Source organism: Streptomyces sp. NBC_00597 (assembly GCF_041431095.1).
Taxonomy (GTDB): domain Bacteria; phylum Actinomycetota; class Actinomycetes; order Streptomycetales; family Streptomycetaceae; genus Streptomyces.
This window is the reverse complement of record NZ_CP107757.1, coordinates 3649190-3670666: the sequence shown is the minus strand read 5'-3', so window position 1 is coordinate 3670666 and position 21477 is coordinate 3649190. Positions and strand designations below refer to the sequence as shown.

Annotated in this window: 20 protein-coding genes and 1 pseudogene; 12 read left to right on the top strand and 9 right to left on the bottom strand. The window is 71.5% G+C overall.

The window, feature by feature from the left end; all coding sequences use genetic code 11:
• The first annotated feature begins 138 nt into the window (after positions 1 to 138).
• The gene (locus OG974_RS16370) at positions 139 to 921 is read left to right on the top strand and encodes an SDR family oxidoreductase (protein WP_327283444.1); all 783 of its coding nucleotides are present in this window, start codon (positions 139 to 141) and stop codon (positions 919 to 921) included.
• 71 nt (positions 922 to 992) lie between these two features.
• Here the strand turns inward: OG974_RS16370 and OG974_RS16365 are convergent, their stop codons facing one another.
• Complete coding sequence (locus tag OG974_RS16365) at positions 993 to 2399, bottom strand: amino acid permease (RefSeq protein ID WP_327283443.1); 1407 nt, start codon at positions 2397 to 2399, stop codon at positions 993 to 995.
• A gap of 285 nt (positions 2400 to 2684) precedes the next feature.
• Here OG974_RS16365 and OG974_RS16360 point away from each other — a divergent pair, with 285 nt between their 5' ends.
• The gene (locus OG974_RS16360; protein ID WP_371643549.1) at positions 2685 to 3284 is read left to right on the top strand and encodes a biotin transporter BioY; all 600 of its coding nucleotides are present in this window, start codon (positions 2685 to 2687) and stop codon (positions 3282 to 3284) included.
• An 81-nt stretch (positions 3285 to 3365) separates the two neighbouring features.
• Here OG974_RS16360 and OG974_RS16355 read toward each other — a convergent pair whose 3' ends face one another.
• Complete coding sequence (locus OG974_RS16355) at positions 3366 to 4799, bottom strand: amino acid permease (protein WP_327283441.1); 1434 nt, start codon at positions 4797 to 4799, stop codon at positions 3366 to 3368.
• Positions 4800 to 5019: 220 nt separating this feature from the next.
• On the opposite strand from OG974_RS16355, the gene OG974_RS16350 reads away from it, so the two are divergent.
• Positions 5020 to 5505, top strand: a complete 486-nt coding sequence (locus tag OG974_RS16350; RefSeq protein ID WP_327283440.1) for a ribose-5-phosphate isomerase — start codon at positions 5020 to 5022, stop codon at positions 5503 to 5505.
• Between the two features lie 67 nt (positions 5506 to 5572).
• Positions 5573 to 6379 carry a DNA-formamidopyrimidine glycosylase family protein gene (locus OG974_RS16345; protein ID WP_327283439.1) on the top strand — a complete coding sequence of 269 codons (807 nt, stop codon included), beginning with the start codon at positions 5573 to 5575 and terminating at the stop codon, positions 6377 to 6379.
• A gap of 141 nt (positions 6380 to 6520) precedes the next feature.
• Here the strand turns inward: OG974_RS16345 and OG974_RS16340 are convergent, their stop codons facing one another.
• Complete coding sequence (locus tag OG974_RS16340) at positions 6521 to 7756, bottom strand: GNAT family N-acetyltransferase (RefSeq protein ID WP_371643547.1); 1236 nt, start codon at positions 7754 to 7756, stop codon at positions 6521 to 6523.
• A 144-nt stretch (positions 7757 to 7900) separates the two neighbouring features.
• Between OG974_RS16340 and OG974_RS16335 the strand changes: the two genes are divergently transcribed.
• The 3 genes from OG974_RS16335 (at position 7901) to OG974_RS16325 (ending at position 12420) form a co-directional block, all read left to right on the top strand.
• A complete protein-coding gene (locus OG974_RS16335) occupies positions 7901 to 9016 on the top strand; it encodes a PP2C family protein-serine/threonine phosphatase (protein WP_371643545.1) in 1116 nt (371 codons plus the stop codon).
• A gap of 156 nt (positions 9017 to 9172) precedes the next feature.
• Complete coding sequence (locus tag OG974_RS16330; RefSeq protein ID WP_371643543.1) at positions 9173 to 9976, top strand: ABC transporter ATP-binding protein; 804 nt, start codon at positions 9173 to 9175, stop codon at positions 9974 to 9976.
• Positions 9976 to 12420 carry an FtsX-like permease family protein gene (locus OG974_RS16325; RefSeq protein WP_371643541.1) on the top strand — a complete coding sequence of 815 codons (2445 nt, stop codon included), beginning with the start codon at positions 9976 to 9978 and terminating at the stop codon, positions 12418 to 12420. Before OG974_RS16330 ends, OG974_RS16325 begins: the two co-directional genes overlap by 1 nt.
• Before the next feature lie 202 nt (positions 12421 to 12622).
• Here the strand turns inward: OG974_RS16325 and OG974_RS16320 are convergent, their stop codons facing one another.
• Positions 12623 to 13240, bottom strand: a complete 618-nt coding sequence (locus OG974_RS16320) for a DUF4232 domain-containing protein (RefSeq protein ID WP_371643539.1) — start codon at positions 13238 to 13240, stop codon at positions 12623 to 12625.
• Positions 13241 to 13433: 193 nt separating this feature from the next.
• Here OG974_RS16320 and OG974_RS16315 point away from each other — a divergent pair, with 193 nt between their 5' ends.
• The 3 genes from OG974_RS16315 to OG974_RS16305 all read left to right on the top strand — a co-directional run bounded on the left by OG974_RS16315 (position 13434) and on the right by OG974_RS16305 (position 15705).
• Positions 13434 to 14879, top strand: a complete 1446-nt coding sequence (locus OG974_RS16315; RefSeq protein WP_371643538.1) for an aspartate aminotransferase family protein — start codon at positions 13434 to 13436, stop codon at positions 14877 to 14879.
• Positions 14876 to 15334 (top strand): HD domain-containing protein, encoded by a 459-nt coding sequence (locus OG974_RS16310; RefSeq protein WP_371643536.1) that lies wholly within the window; start codon positions 14876 to 14878, stop codon positions 15332 to 15334. The genes OG974_RS16315 and OG974_RS16310 overlap by 4 nt, the downstream gene beginning before the upstream one ends.
• A gap of 176 nt (positions 15335 to 15510) precedes the next feature.
• A complete protein-coding gene (locus OG974_RS16305) occupies positions 15511 to 15705 on the top strand; it encodes a hypothetical protein (RefSeq protein ID WP_030297273.1) in 195 nt (64 codons plus the stop codon).
• Positions 15706 to 15745: 40 nt separating this feature from the next.
• Here the strand turns inward: OG974_RS16305 and OG974_RS16300 are convergent, their stop codons facing one another.
• Positions 15746 to 16219 carry a DUF4231 domain-containing protein gene (locus OG974_RS16300; RefSeq protein WP_371643534.1) on the bottom strand — a complete coding sequence of 158 codons (474 nt, stop codon included), beginning with the start codon at positions 16217 to 16219 and terminating at the stop codon, positions 15746 to 15748.
• A gap of 244 nt (positions 16220 to 16463) precedes the next feature.
• On the opposite strand from OG974_RS16300, the gene OG974_RS16295 reads away from it, so the two are divergent.
• Positions 16464 to 16754 carry a hypothetical protein gene (locus OG974_RS16295; protein ID WP_371643533.1) on the top strand — a complete coding sequence of 97 codons (291 nt, stop codon included), beginning with the start codon at positions 16464 to 16466 and terminating at the stop codon, positions 16752 to 16754.
• Between the two features lie 222 nt (positions 16755 to 16976).
• On the opposite strand, the gene OG974_RS16290 is transcribed toward OG974_RS16295, so the two are convergent.
• From OG974_RS16290 to OG974_RS16280, 3 genes and pseudogenes are all read right to left on the bottom strand, one after another.
• A complete protein-coding gene (locus OG974_RS16290; RefSeq protein WP_371643531.1) occupies positions 16977 to 17534 on the bottom strand; it encodes a hypothetical protein in 558 nt (185 codons plus the stop codon).
• A gap of 73 nt (positions 17535 to 17607) precedes the next feature.
• Positions 17608 to 18161 (bottom strand): annotated as a pseudogene (locus tag OG974_RS16285) (UTRA domain-containing protein); the annotation flags it as partial.
• Positions 18162 to 18397: 236 nt separating this feature from the next.
• Positions 18398 to 19225 (bottom strand): hypothetical protein, encoded by an 828-nt coding sequence (locus tag OG974_RS16280; protein ID WP_327283427.1) that lies wholly within the window; start codon positions 19223 to 19225, stop codon positions 18398 to 18400.
• 480 nt (positions 19226 to 19705) lie between these two features.
• Between OG974_RS16280 and OG974_RS16275 the strand changes: the two genes are divergently transcribed.
• Positions 19706 to 20212, top strand: a complete 507-nt coding sequence (locus OG974_RS16275) for a hypothetical protein (protein WP_327283426.1) — start codon at positions 19706 to 19708, stop codon at positions 20210 to 20212.
• Positions 20213 to 20361: 149 nt separating this feature from the next.
• Here OG974_RS16275 and OG974_RS16270 read toward each other — a convergent pair whose 3' ends face one another.
• A complete protein-coding gene (locus OG974_RS16270; protein ID WP_371643528.1) occupies positions 20362 to 21384 on the bottom strand; it encodes an NUDIX domain-containing protein in 1023 nt (340 codons plus the stop codon).
• Positions 21385 to 21477: the final 93 nt, after the last annotated feature.

Below are 21477 nucleotides of genomic sequence, written 5' to 3'. Positions count from 1 at the left end.
GGACGGGAGGAAGTGCCCCAGTCTCACCTTTGTCCGATCATCGGACGCCGGACGTCCGTTATTCGGACAACGGGATGACCATCGGTGATCGCCCCCGTACGCTCGCGACAAGACACCCAAGACGCGGCAGGGGGCCGAATGGACCACGGCATACGGGAATTGGCGGCGACGGGCCGGGGCGTACTGGTCACCGGAGCCTCCCGGGGCATCGGCCGGGCCGTCGCCACCGCCTTCGCCCGCCAGGGCGACAGGGTCGCCGTGCACTGCACCGCCCGCCGGGCCGACGCCGAACGGACCCTCGCCGAGCTGCCCGGGGACGGGCACGTCCTGCTCACCGGGGACCTCGCCGACCCCGCACAGGTGGCTGACCTGGCCGCCGCGGCCGAGGACGCGCTGGACGGTGTGGACGTGTTGGTCAACAACGCCGCCGTCATGGTCGCGCACCCGCTGCCCACCACCTCGTACGCCGACTGGCAGGAGGCCTGGCAGCACACCGCCGAGGTCAACCTGTTCGGCGCCGCCAACCTCATGCACTGCGTCGCCCGCCGCATGATCGACGGCGGCCGTGCGGGCCGCGTCGTCAACATCGGCTCCCGCGGCGCCTTCCGTGGTGAGCCCGACCACCCGGCGTACGGCGCCACCAAGGCGGCCCTGCACGCCCTCGGCCAGTCCCTCGCCGTCTCCCTGGCCCCGCACGGCATCGCGGTCGCGGCCGTCGCACCCGGCTTCGTGGCCACCGAACGGGTCGCCGGCCGGCTCGACGGCCAGGAGGGCGAACGCATCCGCGCCCAGAGCCCCTTCGGCCGGGTCGGCACCCCCGAAGAGGTCGCCGCCGCGGTCCTCCACCTCGCCTCGCCCGCGGCGGCCTGGAGCTCGGGCACCGTCCTCGACGTCAACGGCGCCTCGTACCTGCGGACCTGAGGGCCCCCGAACACACCGCAGGCCCCCGCGCGTCCGGCGCGGGGGCCTGCTCCGTCATCGCATCCGCGCGATCACGCCTTCGGTGCCCGGACCTCCCGCACCCACGCCACCACCAGCACGGCGGCCGCCGCACCCGCGGACCACAGCAGCTGGGGCCGCGCCGAGTCGTCGAACAGCATCAGAACCAGCACCGCCGCCATGCCGAGCAGCGCCGCCCACGTCAGGTACGGGAAGCACCACATCCGCAGCGTCAGCCGCTCCGGCATGTCCCGCTCCAGCGTGCGGCGCAGCCTCAGCTGGGAGACCGCGATCAGCGCCCACACGAACAGCAGTACCGCGCCGACCGCGTTGAGCATGTAGAGGAAGACCGTGTCCGGCCACAGCAGGTTCAGCACCACCGACACGAAACCGAAGGCCACCGACGCGAAGACGGCCCGGCGCGGCACGCCGCCGCCCGACACGTTCAGCAGTGCCCCGGGCGCCTCGCCGCGCTCGGCCAGCGAGAACACCATGCGCGAGGAGCCGTACAGGTTGGCGTTGAGCGCGGAGAGCAGCGCCACGAACACCACGATGTTCATGATCTGGCCGGCCGCCGGGATGCCGATCGAGTCCAGGACCGCGACGTACGGGCTCTGCCCCGGCTCCAGCGAGTGCCACGGCAGCAGGGTCACGATGACCAGCATCGAGCCGACGTAGAAGAAGAGGATGCGCCACACGGCGCTGCGCACCGCGCGGGCCACTGACTTGGCCGGGTCGTCGGACTCGGCGGCCGCGATGGTGACGACCTCCAGGCCGCCGAAGGCGAAGATGACGGCGAGCATGCCGGCGACCACCCCGCCGAAGCCCGCGGGGGAGAAGCCGCCGTGACCGGTGAGGTTGGCCATGCCGACCGGGTCGGTGTCGGGGAGCAGGCCGAAGATCGCGAGGGTGCCGAGGATCAGGAACAGGACGATCGCGCCGACCTTGAGGGCCGCGAACCAGAACTCGAACTCGCCGAAGTTCTTCACGGCGGCCAGGTTGCTCACGGTGAAGACCACCATGAAGATCAGCACCCAGACCCACTGGTCGACCGAGGGCAGCCAGCCGTTCGCGATCTTCGCCGCGCCGGTGGCCTCCACCGCCAGCACCACGACCAGCAGGAACCAGTAGAGCCAGCCCGCCGAGAAGCCGGCCCAGCGCCCCAGCGCCCGCTCCGCGTACACCGAGAACGAGCCGGAGGCCGGCATCGCCGCCGACATCTCGCCGAGCGCGCGCATCACCAGCATGGCGAGGGCCCCCGCGAGCAGGTAGGAGCAGATGATCGCGGGCCCGGCGATACCGATGCCGGCGCCGGAGCCGACGAACAGCCCGGCGCCGATCACGCCGCCGAGGCCCAGCATGGTCAGGTGGCGCTGCTTGAGGCTGTGGCTGAGGGGTTCCACCGGCAGGTCGGGCCCGGTAGGTCCGGTTGGAGGAGTGGTGGGCAAGCGGTCGCGCATGAGTGGATGCTCGTACTCTCGTGCTCGGCAGCGGCGGTGGGGGCTCCGCATTGGATTGGCGGGACCCTACAGTCTCGCCGTACGGCGCCCATCCGCGCAAAACGGACGTGTTGTCTGAATCTGGCTCGTGACGCGGATCACTCCCCCTCGGGTGTGGACCCGCCCCTTTGTGCACTCCCCACCAAACCGGTGAGTAGGGCTTTGTCCCGGCCGGAGGTGGGGCGGCGCCCGGCCGCGCACTAGCGTCGGTGATCGTCCCGTCACCCTCACTCCGCGGAGCCTCCGATGAGCACTGCTTCCGTCTCCTTCCGCCCCGGCGCCGTCCTCGCCGACCTGCTGCCCGCGAGCCGCGTCCGCGACATCGCGCTCGTCGTCGGCGGAGCCGCGCTGACCGGCCTCGCCGCGCAGATCTCGGTGCCCGTCCCCGGCTCCCCGGTCCCGGTCACCGGCCAGACCTTCGCGGCCCTGCTGGTCGGCACCGCCTTCGGTGCCCGCCGCGGCTTCCTCTCGCTCGCCCTCTACGCGCTCGCCGGCATGGCGGGCATGCCGTGGTTCGCGGGCGGCACCTCCGGCGCGGGCGGCACCTCCGGCGCGGGCGGCGCCTCCTTCGGCTACGTGCTCGGCATGCTGCTCGCCGCCACCGTCGTGGGCGCCCTGGCCCGTCGTGGCGCCGACCGCTCCGTCCTGCGCACGGCGGGCACGATGGTGCTGGGCTCCGCGCTGATCTACGCGGTGGGCGTGCCGTACCTGGCGCTGTCCACCGGGATGTCCTTCGGCGCGGCCGTCGCGGCGGGCCTGACCCCGTTCCTGATCGGCGACGCGCTCAAGGCCGCGCTGGCGATGGGCCTGCTGCCCGCCACGTGGAAGCTCGTCGGCCGCAAGTAGCGCCCGCACGGCCGCGGTGACAGGCGGCAAGCACGGCAGCCCCGGACCACCGTGTGGTCCGGGGCTGCCGTGCATGTTCGACTAGGCGCGCTCGGCGGCCTTGCGGCGCATGTCGCGCACGACGCCGATGGCCAGCACGACGGCGGCGACCAGCAGCGACAGCATGACCGTCTCGCGGTTGTCCTTGTCGTAGACCATGTAGGCCAGGACGAAGGTGATCATGCCGGCGGTGGCCCACGTCAGGTACGGGAAGAGCCACATCTTGACCGTGAGCTTGTCCGGCGCCTCGCGCACCAGGATCTTGCGCATCCGCAGCTGCGTCAGGCAGATGACCAGCCACACGAAGAGCGCGATCGCACCCGAGGAGTTCAGCAGGAAGCTGAAGACGGTGTCCGGGGAGCTGTAGTTGAAGTAGACGGCGGCGAAGCCGAAGACCACCGAGCCCAGGATCGCGGCCGTGGGCACGCCCCGCTTGTTGACCTTGGAGAAGACCTTGGGCGCGTCACCGCGCTCGCCCAGCGAGAACGCCATGCGGGAGGCCGTGTACATGCCCGAGTTCAGGCAGGACAGCACGGCGGTCAGGACGATCACGTTCATGATCTGGCCGGCGTGCGCGATGCCGATGGAGTCCAGGGCGGCGACGTACGAGCCCTTGTCGACGATCGACTTGTCGTTCCACGGCAGCAGGGTGAGGACGATGAAGATCGAGCCCAAGTAGAAGACGCCGATGCGCCAGATCACCGAGTTGGTGGCCTTGGTGACCGCGCGGCGCGGGTCCTCGGACTCGCCGGCCGCCAGGGTGACGATCTCGCTGCCCATGAAGGAGAAGACGACCATCAGCACACCGGTGAGGATGGAGCCCCAGCCGTTCGGCATGAAGCCGCCGGCGTCGGTGAGGTGGGCGAAGCCCGCGCCAGGGTTGTCCGAGCCCGGCAGCACGCCGAAGACGGCGAGCATGCCGACGATCACGAAGGCGCCGATGGCGACGACCTTGATGCCGGCGAACCAGAACTCGAACTCGCCGTAGGAGGAGACGGAGCCGAGGTTGGTGATCGTCAGGACCACCATCACGATCAGGGCCCAGCCCCACTGCGGGACGGCCGGGACCCAGCCTTCGAGGATCTTCGCACCGGCGGTCGCCTCCACGGCGAGCACGACGACCCAGAAGAACCAGTACAGCCAGCCGATGGAGAAGCCGGCCCAGCGGCCGAGCGCGCGGTCGGCGTACGCGGAGAAGGAGCCCGAGTTCGGGCTGGCGGCGGCCATCTCGCCGAGCATCCGCATCACGAAGACGACCATCGCGCCGACGAGGAGGTACGAGATCAGGATGGCGGGGCCGGCCTTGGCGATACCGCCGCCGGAGCCGACGAACAGGCCGGCGCCGATGACGCCGCCAATGGCGATCATGGACAGGTGGCGGTTCTTGAGACCGGCCTTCAGACCGTCTGAGGGCTGCGTGTCGCCGGAGTTACCGGACGGGTCGCCTGCCTTCTGAAGGGTCGTCGTGGAGCTCATGGACGGATCCTTAGGTTCTCGGGTTGCGAGCCCGGGCATTCAAACCTGAGATGAACGCAGGACGGAAGACCTCAGTCCGGATCGTTGCGTTGGGGCGAACGTCCAAGACCCCGGTCCCGCCCTGTCCCATCTGCGTTCTTTGGGTTTACTTGAGCTTTAGAAGTGACTTACGCGACACCCTGCTGCGGTCTGTGGGGGGTGCCCGTGCCACACTCGTGACATGCGCGTGTACCTCGGATCCGACCATGCCGGCTTTGAGCTCAAGAACCACCTGGTGGACTGGCTCAAGAACAACGGCCACGAGCCCGTCGACTGCGGGCCCCACATCTACGACGCGGTGGACGACTACCCGCCGTTCTGCCTGCGCGCCGCGGAGAAGACCGCCGCGGACGCCGACGGCCTCGGCATCGTCATCGGCGGCTCCGGCAACGGCGAGCAGATCGCCGCGAACAAGGTCAAGGGCGTCCGCGCCATCCTGGCCTGGAGCGTCGAGACCGCGAAGCTCGGCCGTGAGCACAACAACGCCAACGTGATCTCCGTCGGCGGCCGGATGCACACGCAGGACGAGGCCGTCAGCTTCATCGAGGCCTTCCTGGCGACCCCGTACTCCGACGAGGAGCGCCACACCCGCCGCATCGAGATGCTCTCCGCCTACGAGCAGACCGGCGAGCTCCCCCCGATCCCGGCCCACCACCCGCAGGGCTGATCTTCCGCTTCGCCGTGCCGCCGGAGCCTCCGGCGGCACGGCCGTTTCCAGACGTAGGAGCACTGCCGTGCCCGAGGGGCATACGATCCACCGCCTCGCCCAGGACCACACCGAGCGGTTCGCCGGGCGGCCGGTCCGGGTGAGCAGCCCCCAGGGCCGGTTCGCCGAGAGTGCGGCCCTGCTCGACGGACGGGACCTGGAGGGCGCCGAGGCGCACGGCAAGCACCTCTTCCTGGAACTCGGCGACACGTGGATCCACATCCACCTCGGCCTGTTCGGAAAGCTCGGCTTCGGCCCCGCCCCGGCGCCCCCGGCCACGGATACGGTCCGGCTGCGGCTGCTCAACCCGGAGCACTGGGCCGACCTGCGCGGCCCCACCGCCTGCGCCCTGATCGGCGAAGCCGAGAAGAAGGCGATACACGAACGGCTCGGCCCCGACCCGCTGCGCCCGGCCGACGACCCGGACCGCGCCTGGAAGCGGATCTCCCGCTCCCGCACCACCGTCGCCGCCCTGCTGATGGACCAGAAGGTGATCGCCGGCGTAGGCAACGTCTACCGCGCCGAGGTCCTCTTCCGGCACGGCATCGACCCGTACCGCCTGGGCAAGGACCTCACGCGCGGCGAATGGGACGCCATGTGGGCCGACCTGGTGGTGCTGATGCGCGAGGGCGTACGGAACAACCGGATCGACACCGTCCGCGACGAACACCTGCCCGAGGCGATGGGCCGCCCGCCGCGCGTGGACGACCACGGCGGCGAGGTGTACGTCTACCGCAGGGCGAACATGCCGTGCCACATCTGCGGTGCCGGGGTCCGCACCGCCGACCTCGCGGCCCGCAACCTGTTCTGGTGTCCGGACTGCCAGCAGCGCTAGCCGCGCGGAACACCGGTCCCGCCGACCGGCCCCGGCCGCCCCGGGACGGGGTGGCCGGGGGAGCCGTCCGCACGGGCCCCGCGGCCAGGTGGTCCGCGGCGGGCCGACCGCGGCGGTGCCGGCCCCCGGTCGCGGTTTCGGTCAGAAGCCGTGGGGGAGCCAGGGGGACACGTCGGACGTGAACGCCCGCGAGGCCGCCGTCAGGGCGCCCGGGCGCAGCTCGCGCACCCGGCCGGCCGCCGCCATGGAGGCCAGGGTGATCCCGCCGAGGTACGCCGAGCCCAGCTCCCGTATCGACAGCTCCAGGTCCGCCGGGTCCGCGGTCCGAGTGCAGCCCACCGAGCCGTCCGCACCGGCGACGAGCCGCCAGCGCCCCTCGTTCCACGGGCAGAACGCGTCCTCGACGTCCAGCACCACGTCCAGGGGGGCGCCGTACGTTCGTGCCTCCAGGGCCGCCGGCAGGTCCACCAGCCGCAGGTGCAGCGAGTCGCGCAGGCTCGGCTGCGCCCGCCGCACGTCGCTGACCAGGTGGAGCAGCGGATCGTCCGCCGGCCGCTTGCGGGCCCGTACCGTGGAGGTCAGGTCGATCTCGAAGAGGTAGCGCCACAGCGCGGCCGTCGCCGCAGGGTCCAGCGCATCGAGATCGGCCACCTCGACCTTGCCCTCCGGACCGTGCGCCTCCCAGTCGGCCCTGACCCGGTAGCGCGCGTACCCGGCCACCTCGCCGTCCGCCCGCTCCGCCACCACGCACTTCAGCGGCGAAGCGCCCCCGCGCCCCGACTCGGGGTCCAGCACCACCACCCGCTCCCAACCGGGCTGCCGCGCCGGCATGCCGGGCCTCCGGGCGACCAGTGCCGCGTACACCTGCTCGCAGTCCGGCAGCGCCTTCAGCGGATCGACGAGCCGCAGCCGCACCTCGTCCGTCCCCGGCGGCACCGACAGCCGTACGCGTGCGGTATCGACGCTCACGGACAGCTCGTACGTCGCGGTGCCGTAGCCGAAACGCCCGTAGATAGCCGGCTCCGAGGCGGTCAGCACGGCGAGCGGCTCGCCACCCGCCCGGACGTCGTCCAGCTGGCGCCGCATCATCGACGTGAGCACCCCGCGGCGGCGGTGCGTGGGCGCGACCCCCACCATCGTGACCCCGGCCGCCGGCACCAGCGCCCCGCCCGGCACCGACAGGCGGAAGGAAAAGGCGCCGGCCGAGCCGACGCAGGCCTCGCCGTCCCAGACGCCCAGCGAGCGCCCGAACTCCGTCAGGGACTTGTAGAGTTCCCGCTCCTGGGCAGACTCCGGCACCCCGCCGAAAGCCAGTTCCAGGTGGTCGTACCAGACATCCCACTCATCGGCTTGCAATACGCGCATCTCAAGAGCCATACGGCCATCCTTACCAGGACATTCCGGCACAGTCGAAGGGTTTTCGACGAGCCGGGACCCCCCGGTCCGGGGGTCCCCCTGCGCGCGCGCAGCCAGGATGGATAGGGTCCCGAAGCAATGGCCGGAGCACGCACGGAGACGCTCATGGCCCGGACGCGCATGCTGTCGCACCGGGCCCGCACAGCCCTGCGCAAATCCGCCGTCGACTACTTCCGCGGCGACGCCTCCGACTGGCTCGCCTTCGCCGGACTGCTCTTGACCGTGCCCGCGATCGCCTGCGGCACACTCATGCTGCCCGTCTGGTTCTCGCCGTCCGCCCTCGTCCTGCCGATCGTCGCGGGCGGCCTGCTGCTGCGCCCCGCGAGCCTGCTCGCCCTGTACGCGGCCTCCGCAGCGGCCCTCATCGTCGAAGCCCTGGTCCTCGGGCCGTACACCCTGGGCCCCGCCCGGGTCACTCCCGGGACGGTCCTGGTCGTGGCCGCCTGCGGATTCTTCGGACTGGTCATCGCGCAGTTCCGCAGCCGCGTCGGCGTGCCGTGGCGGCGCGGCGGCACCATGCTCTTCGACCTGCGCGAACGCATCCGGGTCCAGAGCAAGCTGCCCGCCCTGCCGCGCGGCTGGCACCGCGAGATGGCCCTGCGCCCGGCCGGCGGCCAGTCGTTCTCCGGCGACTTCGTCGTAGCCGCCCGCACGAACGGCGGCCGGACCCTGGAGGTCGTCCTGACCGACGTCTCCGGCAAGGGCATGGAGGCCGGCTCCCGCGCCCTGCTGCTGTCCGGCGCGTTCGGCGGCCTGCTCGGCGCCCTGCCCCCGCACGGCTTCCTGCCCGCCGCCAACGGCTACCTGCTCCGCCAGGACTGGGACGAGGGCTTCGCCACCTCCATCCACCTCGTCCTGGACCTGCAGACCGGCGACTACGAACTCCTCTCCGCCGGCCACCTGCCCGCCCTCCAGCTCTCCGCGGGCACCGGCCGCTGGCAGGAGAAGTCCGGCGAGGGCCCGCTGCTCGGCGTCTACGACGGCGCCGAGTTCGAACCCGCCCGCGGCAACCTGCGCCGCGGCGACGTCCTCATGCTCTTCACGGACGGCCTGGTCGAGACCGCCGACCGCGACATCAGCGAGGGCATCGACCGGCTCACCGGCGAAGCCGACCGCTACGTCGCCGCAGGCTGGGAGGGCGCCGCCTGGCACCTGATCGAAAAGGTCGCCAAGGACGTCAACGACGACCGCGCCCTGCTGCTGATCCGCCGCTCGCCCTGACCCCCCTACGGGAGTCTTCGACCTCCTTACGGGGGTTTTCCCCACCACCGATCCGCCTGGCTCCGCCATGTCCGCCCCCGCACCCCGTCCGTAGCGTCGACACCACGAACGGCACACCGGCTCGGTCCGGGCGGTGAACACGGAAGGCGGCACACCATGGGGCTCCGGCGGAGCAGGCGGCAGCGCGAGAGCGAGCAGGCGGCGTACGACAGCGCGGCCGCCGTCGAACTGCGCGGCGTACGACGCGCATACGGACGCGGCGCCGCCACCGTGCACGCCCTGCGCGGGATCGACCTCAGCCTGCCCCGCGGCAGCTTCACCGCCGTGATGGGCCCCTCAGGCTCCGGCAAGTCCACCTTCCTACAGTGCGCGGCCGGACTCGACCTGCCCACCGCGGGCTCCGTCCGCCTCGGCGGCACCGAGATCACCGGCATGAACGAGAACGAACTCACCGAACTGCGCCGCAGCCGCCTCGGCTTCGTCTTCCAGGCCTTCAACCTGCTGCCCTCCCTCACCGTGGAGCAGAACGTACTGCTCCCGATGCGGCTCGCCGGTGGACGCCAGGACCGGGACCGGGCCGCCGACCTGCTCGCCCGCGTCGGCCTCGAAGGCAAGGGCCGGCGCCGCCCCGCCGAGCTCTCCGGCGGGCAGCAGCAGCGCGTCGCCATCGCGCGCGCCCTGGTCACCCGGCCCGACGTCGTCTTCGCCGACGAACCCACCGGCGCCCTCGACACCACCACCGCCACCGAAGTCCTCGGACTCCTCCGGGCCGCCGTGGACTCCCTCGGCGCCACCATCGTCATGGTCACCCACGACCCGGCCGCCGCCGCCCACGCCGACCAGGTGCTCTTCCTCGCCGACGGGCTGATCGCGGACCGGCTGCCGCACAGCTCCGCCGCGACCATCGCCGCCCGGATGACCGCCCTCACCGCCCCGGCGTACGCGGGAGCGGCCGCCTGATGCTGCTCCGCCCGAACGGCCTGGCCCGGGCGGCGGTGCGCTTTCGCCCCGCCGCCTTCGCCGGCACCTTCATCGCCCTGCTCATGACCGTCACCATCGTCTCCGCCTGCGGCATCCTGCTGGAGAGCGGAGTCCGGGCGGACGTCCCGCCGACCCGGTACGCCCACGCCCCCGTCGTGGTCGCCTCCGACCAACAGATCCGCCAGCAGGTGGGCAGCGGCGACGGCGCGTACGAGGAAGTGGTACGGGTCCCGGAGCGGGCCAGGGTCGACGCCGCCCTACTGGAACGGCTGGCCCCGCTCGGGCGGACCGTGCCCGACGTGGTCTTCCCCGTACGCGGCGACGCGGGCGCCGCCGTGGAGGCCTCGGGCTGGGGCTCCGCCGCCTTCACCCGTGCGCAGCTCACCAGGGGCCGGGCGGCTGCCGCCCCGGGCGAGGTCGTACTGGGCACCGGTGCGGGTGCGGGTGCCCGTGCCGGTGCCGGCGCGGGTGGCGGTGCGGGCACGAGCGCAGGCGCCGGCGCAGGCGCCCCGGGAGACCGGATCACGCTCGACACCCCGGTCGGCAAGCGGCAGTTCCTCGTGGTGGGACACGCCGGCGGCACCGGAGTCTGGTTCTCCGACGCCGAAGCCCGCACCCTCTCCGGACACCCCGGAGCCCTCGACGCCGTCGTCCTCCTCGACGCCGACCCGGCCCGGGTCCGCGCCGCCGTCGACGGCCGCGCCCAGGTGCTGACCGGCTCCGCCCGCGCCGTGGACCCGCAGCTCGCGGGCGCCAGGGAACTCCTGATGGCGCTCGGCGGATCCTTCGGCGGCACCGCCACCCTCGTCGCCGTCTTCACCGCCGCCGCGACCGTGGCCCTGTCCGTCGGTCAGCGCTCCCGCGAGTTCGCTCTGCTGCGCGCCGTCGGCGCCACCCCGCGGCAGATCCGCCGCACCGTCGCCACCGAAGCCCTGCTCGTCGCACCGGCCGCAGGCCTACTGGGCTGCATACCCGGCATCGGCCTCGCCGCCTGGTGGTTCGGACAGCTCCGGGCCAAGGGCGCCATCCCGGCCGGCGTCGAACTCACCGTCTCCTGGATCCCCCTCGTCGCAGCCGTCGGCACCGGCCTCGTCACCGCCCTGCTCGCCGGCTGGGCCGCCGCCCGCCGACCCGCCCGGATCCGGCCCGGCCGCGCCCTCGCCGAAGCCGCCGTGGAACGCCTGCGCCCGGGGTGGATCCGTACGCCCCTGGGCATCGCCGCCCTCGCCGGCGGCATCGCCTGCGCGGCCCTGGCCACCACCGGCCGCGGCGAGGACGCCGCCAACGCCGCGCTCGGCGTCGTCATGCTCTTCATGCTGGCCGTGGCCCTGCTCGGCCCCCTGATCGCCCGCGCCTGCGCCGCCGTACTCGGCCTCCCGCTGCGCGCCGGCGGCCCGTCCGGCTCGCTCGCAGCCGCCAACTCCCGGACCAACGCCCGCCGGTTCGCCTCCGCCATCACCCCCATCGTGCTCGCCATGGCCTTCTCCTCGACCCTGGTCTTCCTGCACACCAGCGAGGAACGGGCCGTCCGCCAGCAACAGGAAGCCGGACTGCTCGCCGACCACGTGATCGCCGACCCGCCCTCCGACGCCACCCGCGCGGGCGTCGCGATCACCCGCACCTCCGTCCTCGCGATGTCCGGCACCGGCGCCGAACGCTCGCTGCGCCCCGCCTCAGCACAGGGCGTCGCCGGCGACCTCACCACCGTCCAGGACCCGGGCGTACGCGAAGGCAGCCTCGCCGCGCTCCGGCCCGGCACCGTGGCCGTGGACCGCAGCCTCGCCGACTCCGCACACGCCACCGTCGGCGACCGCATCGAACTCCGCCTCCCCGACGGGGCCCCGGTCACCCCCGAAATCGTGGCCGTCTACACCCGCGGCCTCGGCCTCGGCCAGATCACCCTCCCGGCGGCGGACCTCACCGGCCACACCACGGCCGGGCACCCCACCGAACTGCTGATCCGCGGCCCGGTCCCGTCAGGCCTCGGCCCGGCAGTGACCGCCTCGGCCTGGACCACCGCCCAGAACCTGGACCGCGAGGTCAACGCCTGGGCCAACACCACCATGGCGGCCGTCCTCGGCGGCTTCGCCGCCGTCACCGCCGCCAACACCCTCGTGATGACCGTCCTCGACCGCCGCCGCGAACTGCGGATGCTGCGCCTCGTCGGCTCCACCCGCCGCCAAGTGCTCCGCATGCTCCGTTGGGAGGCCCTCCTGATCGGCGGCACGGGCGTCGCCCTCGGCAGTGCGATCGCCCTGGCCACCCTGTTCCCGCTGACCAAGGCCCTCACCGGGGCGCCCCCGCACATCCCACCCGTGCTGTACGCCTCCTTCGCGGCCACCGCCCTGGCCCTGGGCCTGGCCGCCACCCTCCTCCCGGCCCGCTGGGCCCTGCGCCGGGGCGGGACGACCGTGCCGGCGTAGCCGAACCGGATGCGCCGGGGCTGGGCAGCAGGGCCGGCCGGCGCACTCGGGTCGGCGCCACCGCGTAGCCGGCGCTCCGGCCCGAACCGCCGGCGTACGCCCGCCCGCCGCCCGTCCGGCTACGGCGGCTCCGGCACGGTGCAGCCCGTACGCGGTACGCCGTCTGCCGGGCCCACCGAGCCGGACGGGACGGACGGGGCGGTCAGCGGGCCATGGCCTTCCAGGGGCCGATCCCGAGCTTCCCGGTGTTCCCGAGGTCGACGGAATGGCCCAGCTCCAGTTCCACCCGGGGCGCACCGGCCCGCGGCGTCACCTCCACCACCCATCCCTCTGCGGCGGGCACCGTCGTATCGGTCACCAGGTTCCGCCACACCATCCCGACCGCGGCCGCCTGACCGGGCCGGAGCTCCACCTGCTGCGGATCACCGTCCACGCCGGTCGGTGCACCGGTGATCCCCTCACCGCCGTGCACGACCGTCACCTCCACGGGGGCCCGTTTCCTGTCCAGCAGCCGGACCTCCGGATAGCCCTGGAGCACGTACGGCTGCGCACCGCAGTTGACCAGCTGGATGTCGGCGACCCGGAGCCCCATCGCGGAATCCCCGCTCCCCTCCCGCAACCGCACGCCCCCCTCGGGACAGTCCTCCGGCTGCGGGGAGCCGGCCGAGGGTCCGGGCTGCGGGGAACGGGGGGCGGGCGCGGCCCCCACCGGATCGGGCCCCGGCGCCGCCGCGGGCGGGGGCGGCGTATCGCACCCCACCACCAGCCCCGCCAAGCAGACGACTCCGACAACCCCCACGACCCACCGAGTCCCCACCATCCCCCGACCCTACGCCGCCCTCCAGCCCCGCCGGCGTTTGAGGCGCGGGGTCCGGGGCGGAGCCCCGAAGGCCCGGGCGCGGCCCGGGGCCGCTCGCGCAGCGGCGCGGCACGGGAGCCGGCGGACCGCCGGACCGGCCAATAACCCCCGATTGGCCGGTCCGCCGCGCCCGCCGGGTCCCTACCGTGCCCCCATGGACCGCACGCTCGCCTCCGACCTCGCCCGCCTCCCCGACCTCCTGGAGGCCACCCGCCGCACCGCCGCCGACGCCCTAGAAGCCCTGGACGCCCGTCCCGTCGTACCGCTCGTACCCCACGTATCCCTGACCCCGCCGCAAGCGGAGCCGCCCCTCCCCGTCCACGCCACCGGCACGGAATCCGCCCTCGACGAGTTCGCGCAGCGCTGGGCGCCGCGCCTCTCCGCCTCCGCCGGCCCCCGCTACCTCGGTTTCGTCACCGGCGGAGCCACCCCCGCCGCCCTCGTCGGGGACTGGTTGACCTCCGTCCACGACCAGAACTCCAACTCCGCCCTGGACGGCGCCGGCCAGGACCTCGAACGCGAAACCACCACCTGGCTCCGCGAGCTCTTCGGCCTCACCGACGCGCACACCGGGACCTTCGTCAGCGGCGCCACCATGTCCAACACCACCGGCCTCGCCATCGCCCGCGAGTGGCTCGGCGAACGCCTCGGCGTCTCGCCCTCCGAGGACGGCGCGGCAGCCCTCGGCCCGGTGCGCGTCCTGTCCGGAGCCCCGCACTCCTCCATCGCGAAGGCCCTGTCCGTCCTCGGCCTCGGCCGCGGCTCCCTCGTCCCCGTCCCCACCCTCCCCGGCCGCGAGGCCGTCGATCCCGCCGCCCTGGACCGCGCCCTCGCCGACACCTCCGGCCCGGCCGTCGTCGTCGCCAACGCCGGCACCGTCAACACGGTGGACTTCGACGACCTCCGAGCGATCTCCGCTCTCCGCGAACGCCACGCGTTCTGGCTCCACACAGACGCCGCGTTCGGCGCCTTCGCCGCCCTCTCCCCGGAGCACGCCCACCTCGTCGACGGCCTCGACGACTCCGACTCCGTCTGCATCGACCTGCACAAGTGGTTGAACGTCCCCTACGACAGCGCGGTCCAGTTCACCCGCCGCCAGGACCTCCAGGCCCGGGTCTTCCAGAACGCCGCCGCCTACCTCGGCCCCCTCGGCGACCACCCCGACCTGGTCCACCTCACCCCCGAGAACTCGCACCGACTGCGCGCTCTCGCCGCCTGGTTCACGCTGCGCGCGTACGGCCGCGAAGGCCACCGCGAGATCGTCGAGCGCGACATCGCCTGCGCCCGGGCCCTCGGCGCCGAACTGGAGCAGGACCCCGCCTTCCGTCTGCTGGCCCCGGTCCACCTGAACGTCGTCTGCTTCACCCTCGCCGAAAACCCCACGCAGGCCCGCCTGACGGCCCTGCGGGAGGCGGCTCAGGAGGAGGTCTTCGTCACCCCCACGGTCTACGCGGGAACCCCCGCCCTGCGTGCGGCGTTCTCCAATTGGCGTACCACGCAGGCCGACGTGCGCCGGGCCGCGCGGGCCCTGCGTGAGGCGGCGGCACAGGGGGCACACGCGACACGGACGGCACGGACGGCAGCGAAGGGGACCACATGACGCAGCAGCAACCGCTGACCCTGATCGAGGTCGAGGCGCTGGCGCGCTCCGCGCACGAGGGCCAGACCGACAAGGCCGGCCGGCCGTACGCGGAGCACCTCGCGGCCGTCGCCGAGGGAGTCCGCGCCCGCGGCGGCAGCGCCGAACAGCAGGCGGCGGCCTGGCTCCACGACGCGGTCGAGGACGATGCGCTCAGCCGGGAGTGGCTGGATTCCGCCGCGCTTCCCCAGCCCGTCAAGGACATGGTGCTGGCGGTCACCAAGCGCGCCGGCGAACCGCTGGAGGAGTACGCGGCCCGGATCCTCGCCACCCCGGGCGCCCTCCTGGTCAAGGAGGCCGACCTGGAGCACAACGCGGACCCCGCGCGGCTCTCCGTGCTGGACGGCCCCACCCGGGAACGATTGTCCGCGAAGTACGCATATGTCCGCTCCCTCCTCGGTCTCACCGGGCCGTGACACCGGCCCCACAGCCGAAACATGTCCGGTGCAGCAGCGGTTGGCGGGAACGCGCCGGTGTCGATTCGCCACGGGGCGGATAGCCGGGGCCCGTTGGTGGGAGGATGGTCCATGTGGGTGCGTGCGCGGCCGTGCGCCCCGGGCCGACCAGGGGACGACCGAAGGTGTGATCAGTAGTGGCCATTTCGCTGTCAGTGGTGGTTCTGTTGGCGGTCATCCTGGTGGTGCTCGTCCGCGGCAACCACATCAAGGCCGGCCCCGCGATCGTCGCGGTCCTCTTCGGCTTCTTCCTGGCGTCCAGCTCCATCGCGCCCGACGTCAACCGCTTCCTCAACTCCCTCGCCGACACCATCGCGGGGATCAAGCTCTAGTCCGGCAGCCGGAGCCGGTCCCACCCGCACGGGGGCCGGCCTACCCTGTCGACCGCCGGCATTCCAGGTCGGAGTTCACCTGGCCGCCCAGCGTCATGACGTTGAGGGTGGCCGAATTCTCGTTGGCGATCGCCTGCTCCACCCGGGACACGAGCGTCGTGTACGCATCGCGCTCGGACAACCCGGCGTACGGCCCGACCCCGGTCTCGAAGTAGACGCGCTCGTGCCCCAGCAGTTGCTCGGTCGACCGGTAGTTCTTCCACTGCTCCCGGTACCGGTACACGCTTTCCAGTGACACGGAGACGACGACGAGCAGGCTCAGGACGGTGGCGCCGATCCGGGCGAACCGCATGTCGAGATTGACCAGCACGGGCACGAGCGCCCCGCCGACGACCGACAGGGTCCGCATCCGTAAATAGACGGCCTTGTTCCGCACGGCCTTGCGGTCGTACCACTGCTGGTACTGACTCAGCCGCGCCTCTACGTACTCCCGAGCCCCGCCCGCCCCCGACATGCGGGGAGTACACAACCTCCCCCCACCGCCGTCAAGACCGTCCGCGAGATGCCGCAGGACGAACCGGACGATAAGATGAAGATCGCCATGAGCACGGCGTAACGGAGCGAGAATTTCCTCCCCGGCGCCCCCGTGCGACCGCTGCCGCGGGTATCGGAGCCGTCACGCCCCACCGGCCGCACCGTCAGCGTCCAAGGCAGGTCGAATGATGAACCGGACACGTCGTCTTGCAGTACTCACGCTCTTGCTGGCTCCCGCCCTCGCTGTGGGCCCCGCCGTAGCCGCCCACGCCTCGGCCACCACGGCCCCCGCGGCCGCGAAATGCAACGTCGAGTTGGATTCAGCCGGCAAGTACCACGTATGGGGTCAGGGATTCCCCGCCGGCACGACGGTGACCTACTCCGGCTCCACCTCGGGCTCGGTCCCCATCGACAAGTCGGGAAGGTTCGACCTCGGCGGCCTCAGCGGGGGCAAGTACCAAGTCAAGATGGCCGACGGCAAGACCACGGTCACGTGCACCGCGGTCCACTACTGAGACGAAACGACGAAGGGCCAGGCGGAGGAAACATCCTCTGACCTGGCCCTTCGTGCTTCAGAGCGGGCGACGGGAATCGAACCCGCGTAGCTGGTTCGGAAGATCGCGTACGCACCTCCTGCCCGAGCAGCCACCCCACTGACCTGCACGTTCCCACCAGCCTCCCCGCAGTTCCCCGAGACTCCCCATGCGGAGCCATCCCATCAGGCACGCGGGGCACGTCTAGTTGGAACGTTGTCGCTCGACTGCGCGTGTCCCCTCCGTGGACGGGCCACGTTGTACACCCCAGGGGCGGCCGGAGCGTCTGCGAACCTCCGGACGGTGCGGGTCGGAGAGTTCCGCCCTCAGGGCACTCTCCAGTAGCGCAAGCCCTTCCTGCACGGCTTCAAGAGGCGCCCGCTCCGTCGTACGCGTCCGGCTGAGGATCACGGACTGTGCTGACAGGAACCTGCCTCGCAGATCCTCAATGGCGGTCTGGACGGGCTCTGACGCGATGAGGGAAGCCTCGACGCCCCACTTATAGGCCGTTCCCCGCGTCTCGGAGAGCCGGCCGTCGTCCTCGTCGAGCCAGATCGAAACCAGCGAATCATGCCAGCCGTACATCGCGATCAGGAGGTCGCGGTACAGGCCCTTCTTGTCATCCAGCCAACGCACGCGTTCCGCGTACGCTCGCTGCTCTCGTTGCTGGCGCAGCTGCCCACGCTGAGCCAGCCAGGCGCCCGCGAATCCCGCCAGCGCACCTACGGTCGTGCCTGCAAGTCCCGTCAGAGCCGCGTCCATGGCCGCTTCTTAGCAGGCGAGAGCTGCGTCTGTCGGGCAAAGGGTGAGATCAGCGCAGATCCCACCGGCGACACGCGGCCTTCTGGATCCCGAGGAGCGACGCTTCCTCGGCAGTCGCCTGCCGCGGCTTCGGCTGCTCAACGGCATGGTTGACCGCAATCCCGATCGCGGCCATCCGGTTCACGACGCCCCCGCCCGCGTGCGGCCCACCTCCGGCAGGACGACGAGCGTGCCGGCGGTGAGTTCGTACGCCTCCCAACTGGTCGACGGCTGCACCGGTCGAGCATCAGCAAGGAACTCGTAGACAGTCCGCACGCACAGGTCGCCTTCGGCGATCCCGAGCCGCGCCGCGATCTCGGCCGGGGCCGGCACCTTCGCTTCGGTCCGGCTCTCCCCGTTCCCCTGCTTGCCCAGCGCCCGCACGTCGGCCCGGAACGGTGAGCCGCCCGGCTGCCCCCTGGCCGAGGAACGAGCCGCCTCCACGCGCACACGCTGCGGCGGCGCGGCCACGTACGTCCCGGACCCCGCCCGCCCCTCCAACACGCCTTGAGAGATCAGCAACTCCTGCGCCCGCCGGAGACCTACGCAGTGGTGAAGGTGGCACCGTGCTCTGAGCTTGGGAATCACCGATCTTCACGCGTCCATTACCGCCTTGACCGGCGCGAACGGGTGCCACGGAGAACGCTAGGGCTCGCCATGGCACCCGCCTTTGACCGCCGTTGTCCGTCCTACCTGGCACGGCTAGGGCACGGGCAGCATCTGATCCGTACGCGCGTTCACCCCGGATGCGTGCCCCGTGGACAGTGTCCGAAGGTCGGCGGAGCGGGTGGGTGGCGGTGCCTCCAGGGCTGCACGGCGGTGTTTCAGCCTGTGCAGCCCAGGACACTTCCGGGCGGAGCGCAGTTGTCCGGGGTGTTGTTACGAACCACGGACCGGTCGAGGGTCAAGGAGCCGCCGGCCTTGTAGATGCCGCCGCCACTGCCGGGGCCGCCCGTCGCGGTATTGCGTTGCACCGTGGAGCGGGTCACCGTCAGCGTTCCTTGGTTCCAGATGCCGCCGCCGAAGGGGGCAGTGTTGCTGTACACCGTGGAGCTGGAGACCGTCATCTCGCCCAGGTAGTTGAGGATGCCGCCGCCGTCACTCACTCTCGCGGTGTTGTGGTGCACCGACGAGCGGATCAGCGTGACCGTTTGGCCGGCGAGGTAATTGAAGATGCCCCCGCCATTGTCTCCGGAATTGCCGAACACACTGGAGTCACGCACCGTGAGGGACCCGTTGTTGTTGATTCCGCCGCCGGCGCCGATTGAGTAGTTGTCCCTCACCGTGGAGCTGACCACCGTCAGCGTGCCCAGGTTGTGGATGCCTCCACCCGCGCCTGAGGGCGCCGTGTTGTCTCTCACCGTGGAGTGGCTCACCGTCAACGTGCCCTGGTTGTTGACGCCGCCGCCGGAGGACGCAGCGCTGCCATGGGTGAGGATCACGTGGTCCAGGAGAACCCGGGCTCCGCTGCCGACCGTGACGGTGGAGCCCGCCTGGTTACCGTCGAGCACCGCCCCACCGACGCCCCACAGGGTCAGGTCCTTGTCGATGGTGAAGGGGCCGGTACAGGTCCCTCTCACCAGCAGGGTGTCGCCGGGCGAAGCGGCGGTAATGGCGGGCTGCAGGGCGTTGGGGTTGGCGCTGCAGCTCACCCAGGTCACCTGGGCAGCCGCGGCTGGTACCACTCCCGCCAGGCAGGCTGCCCCTGCCACTACCGCAACTGTCGCCTGTGGCAGCCAGCGGCGCCGTAGGAACCTGCTTACTTCGATGAGCATCTGGCTTCTCCCGGCCTTTCAGTACGCATATGCGGGAAAGAGGTACGCCCTGACGTCGTTCTCTCAGTGCGGCGCGAGCGCCCCGCGAACGAACATGTGGTGCCCCGGCCGGGCAGCGCGGCATCGGGGGCGATCGGCCTGTCCCTCGAATAGTCCGACAAACCTGCCTGATCGGACTACGCGGACTGTTCGGGCTTGAGGAACCTTCAGAGGATCCAACGGGAACTGATCTTCGGCACGCCCAGGAACGTTCGGTCTTTGCGGACGATCTCTCTGCCGAAATGCACGGTCAGCACGGTTGCTGCGCTTGTCTGCTGTACCGCATCTCCTGTCAGTGCTGCATGGCACTGTGCCGCCATGACGACCACGACAGAGCTCACCCTCTTCGCCGACTACTTCCAGATACACCTAACCGATGCGGATTCGGACGGTGATCTAGGCGATGCGTGGACGGCCCAGGCCGTTGCCGATCATCTCGCGGTTGCACGGGATGCACTGGGCATCGGCACGGCTGTCAATGTCAACGTATCTGTCACTGTTGTCGTCCTGCCTCAGGAGCCGAGTGATGACAGCACGGAATTTGATCACGTGGTTGAGGCCAGCCTCGATGTGTCGTTGGGCCGCATGATGGTTCTGGGTTGCACGGATTACGGCCCCGATGCGGCTACGTTCGAGGTCCCGCCAGGCTGGAACCGTGTTCGCGTGTCCCGAAGCAACTTGGCTCGGGCAGCTCAGGCCGACATCGACTCTGACGAGAGCCCCGAAACCACTGAGAAGATCCGTATCCAGGTGTGGCCAGCCCCGGAATTTCCAGCAAAGATCATCAAACGGTGGTCGCAGCCCGGCGACGAGCTCGACACATAGGTCGGCGGCATGACCACACAGCGAAGCCTGACCCGCGACGAGGCCGTCCTCTTGGTCCAACGCCTTCTGGACGGCGATGCCACCGAGCCAGAGGCAGACAAGATCATCGCAACTCTCCAACGCGGCCTGGCCTGCCCTCACATCAGCAACTACATGTACTGGGACTTTGACCCCGCACTGAGCGCCGAGAAGGTCGTAGACCGCGCCATGGCGTACAAGCCGATCGCGCTCTGACCCCAGGCCTGCGCGGTAAGACGGGACAGGCCAAGGGCATGAGTCGAGCCCCACAGGCCGGCGGTGCCGTCACTCACCGACATGCCCCCGGCGGGGGCCTCAGGCTCCAGGATGGCGGGGGCGTCGCGGCTGCCGGCCGGTAAGGGTTGAGGCGGGAGCTGGTGGCTGCGGATGTGGGGGCCCTCTTCGTCCAGGGCGTCCAGGAGGCGGATCGCGTAGACCTCGGACATGCGGCCGCTACCCCTTCCCGGGTCAGCCAGGTCACCGCGGTCGACTCGTCGGACGTACGTTCTGTGCCGCCGGAGGGCTCGCAGCGGAAGACCAGGGCGACGATGCCGCGGGTGGGTGTTCTCGTAAACCCCGGTGAGCGTGTCGATCTCGACCTCTATGCCCGTTTCCTCCAGGACCTCACGGCGGACGCCGGCCTCCGGGGACTCGGTGAGTTCGAGGACTCCGCCCGGGAGCTCCCAAGTGCCTTCGTCCGCTCGGCGGATCGCCAGGAGTCGGCCGTCCTCGCGCAGCACGGCCCCGGCCACGGACACGGAATGCAGCACGAGCTTGCTCAGCGCGTCGGCGATCAACCGGTTCCGGTCGGCGCTGGCGTGTTGGTAGATCAGTGCGGCACGGGCGGTGCTGTGCCCCATCCGGGCCATCAACTCCCGCGTGCTCGCCCCGGTCGAGGCGGCCAGGGAGTTCCCGGTGTGCCGCAGATCATGGAAGTGCAGCCCCTTGATCCCGGCCTTCCGACAGGCCTTGTGCCACAGCGGGTTGAAGTGGTTCTGGCGAGGAGTCGCCCCCTTTGCCCCGATGAACACGCGCCCGTCGGCCCCGAGCTCGGCGACGGCGCGCCGGACCCGCAGGGTCCCCTGTTCAAGGTCGGTGTCCCGCCGGTGCAGTCCGATCAGCTCGCCCCACCGCAGCCCGAGGAAGCCGGCCATCAGGACGAGGACCCGGAGCCCCTTTGATCTGGCACGGGTTCCGCCTGATCATTTGATCGGACAACGCCGTCCCCAGAATGGCCCTGAGCAGGG

Excerpts from the sequence above, each read along its gene's own strand:
- OG974_RS16370 (WP_327283444.1), top strand. The coding sequence starts at position 139 with ATGGACCACGGCATACGGGAATTGGCGGCGACGGGCCGGGGCGTACTG.
- OG974_RS16365 (WP_327283443.1), bottom strand. The coding sequence starts at position 2,399 with ATGCGCGACCGCTTGCCCACCACTCCTCCAACCGGACCTACCGGGCCC.
- OG974_RS16360 (WP_371643549.1), top strand. The coding sequence starts at position 2,685 with ATGAGCACTGCTTCCGTCTCCTTCCGCCCCGGCGCCGTCCTCGCCGAC.
- OG974_RS16355 (WP_327283441.1), bottom strand. The coding sequence starts at position 4,799 with ATGAGCTCCACGACGACCCTTCAGAAGGCAGGCGACCCGTCCGGTAAC.
- OG974_RS16350 (WP_327283440.1), top strand. The coding sequence starts at position 5,020 with ATGCGCGTGTACCTCGGATCCGACCATGCCGGCTTTGAGCTCAAGAAC.
- OG974_RS16340 (WP_371643547.1), bottom strand. The coding sequence starts at position 7,756 with ATGGCTCTTGAGATGCGCGTATTGCAAGCCGATGAGTGGGATGTCTGG.
- OG974_RS16335 (WP_371643545.1), top strand. The coding sequence starts at position 7,901 with ATGGCCCGGACGCGCATGCTGTCGCACCGGGCCCGCACAGCCCTGCGC.
- OG974_RS16330 (WP_371643543.1), top strand. The coding sequence starts at position 9,173 with ATGGGGCTCCGGCGGAGCAGGCGGCAGCGCGAGAGCGAGCAGGCGGCG.
- OG974_RS16325 (WP_371643541.1), top strand. The coding sequence starts at position 9,976 with ATGCTGCTCCGCCCGAACGGCCTGGCCCGGGCGGCGGTGCGCTTTCGC.
- OG974_RS16320 (WP_371643539.1), bottom strand. The coding sequence starts at position 13,240 with ATGGTGGGGACTCGGTGGGTCGTGGGGGTTGTCGGAGTCGTCTGCTTG.
- OG974_RS16315 (WP_371643538.1), top strand. The coding sequence starts at position 13,434 with ATGGACCGCACGCTCGCCTCCGACCTCGCCCGCCTCCCCGACCTCCTG.
- OG974_RS16310 (WP_371643536.1), top strand. The coding sequence starts at position 14,876 with ATGACGCAGCAGCAACCGCTGACCCTGATCGAGGTCGAGGCGCTGGCG.
- OG974_RS16300 (WP_371643534.1), bottom strand. The coding sequence starts at position 16,219 with ATGTCGGGGGCGGGCGGGGCTCGGGAGTACGTAGAGGCGCGGCTGAGT.
- OG974_RS16290 (WP_371643531.1), bottom strand. The coding sequence starts at position 17,534 with ATGGACGCGGCTCTGACGGGACTTGCAGGCACGACCGTAGGTGCGCTG.
- OG974_RS16275 (WP_327283426.1), top strand. The coding sequence starts at position 19,706 with ATGACGACCACGACAGAGCTCACCCTCTTCGCCGACTACTTCCAGATA.
- OG974_RS16270 (WP_371643528.1), bottom strand. The coding sequence starts at position 21,384 with ATGGCCGGCTTCCTCGGGCTGCGGTGGGGCGAGCTGATCGGACTGCAC.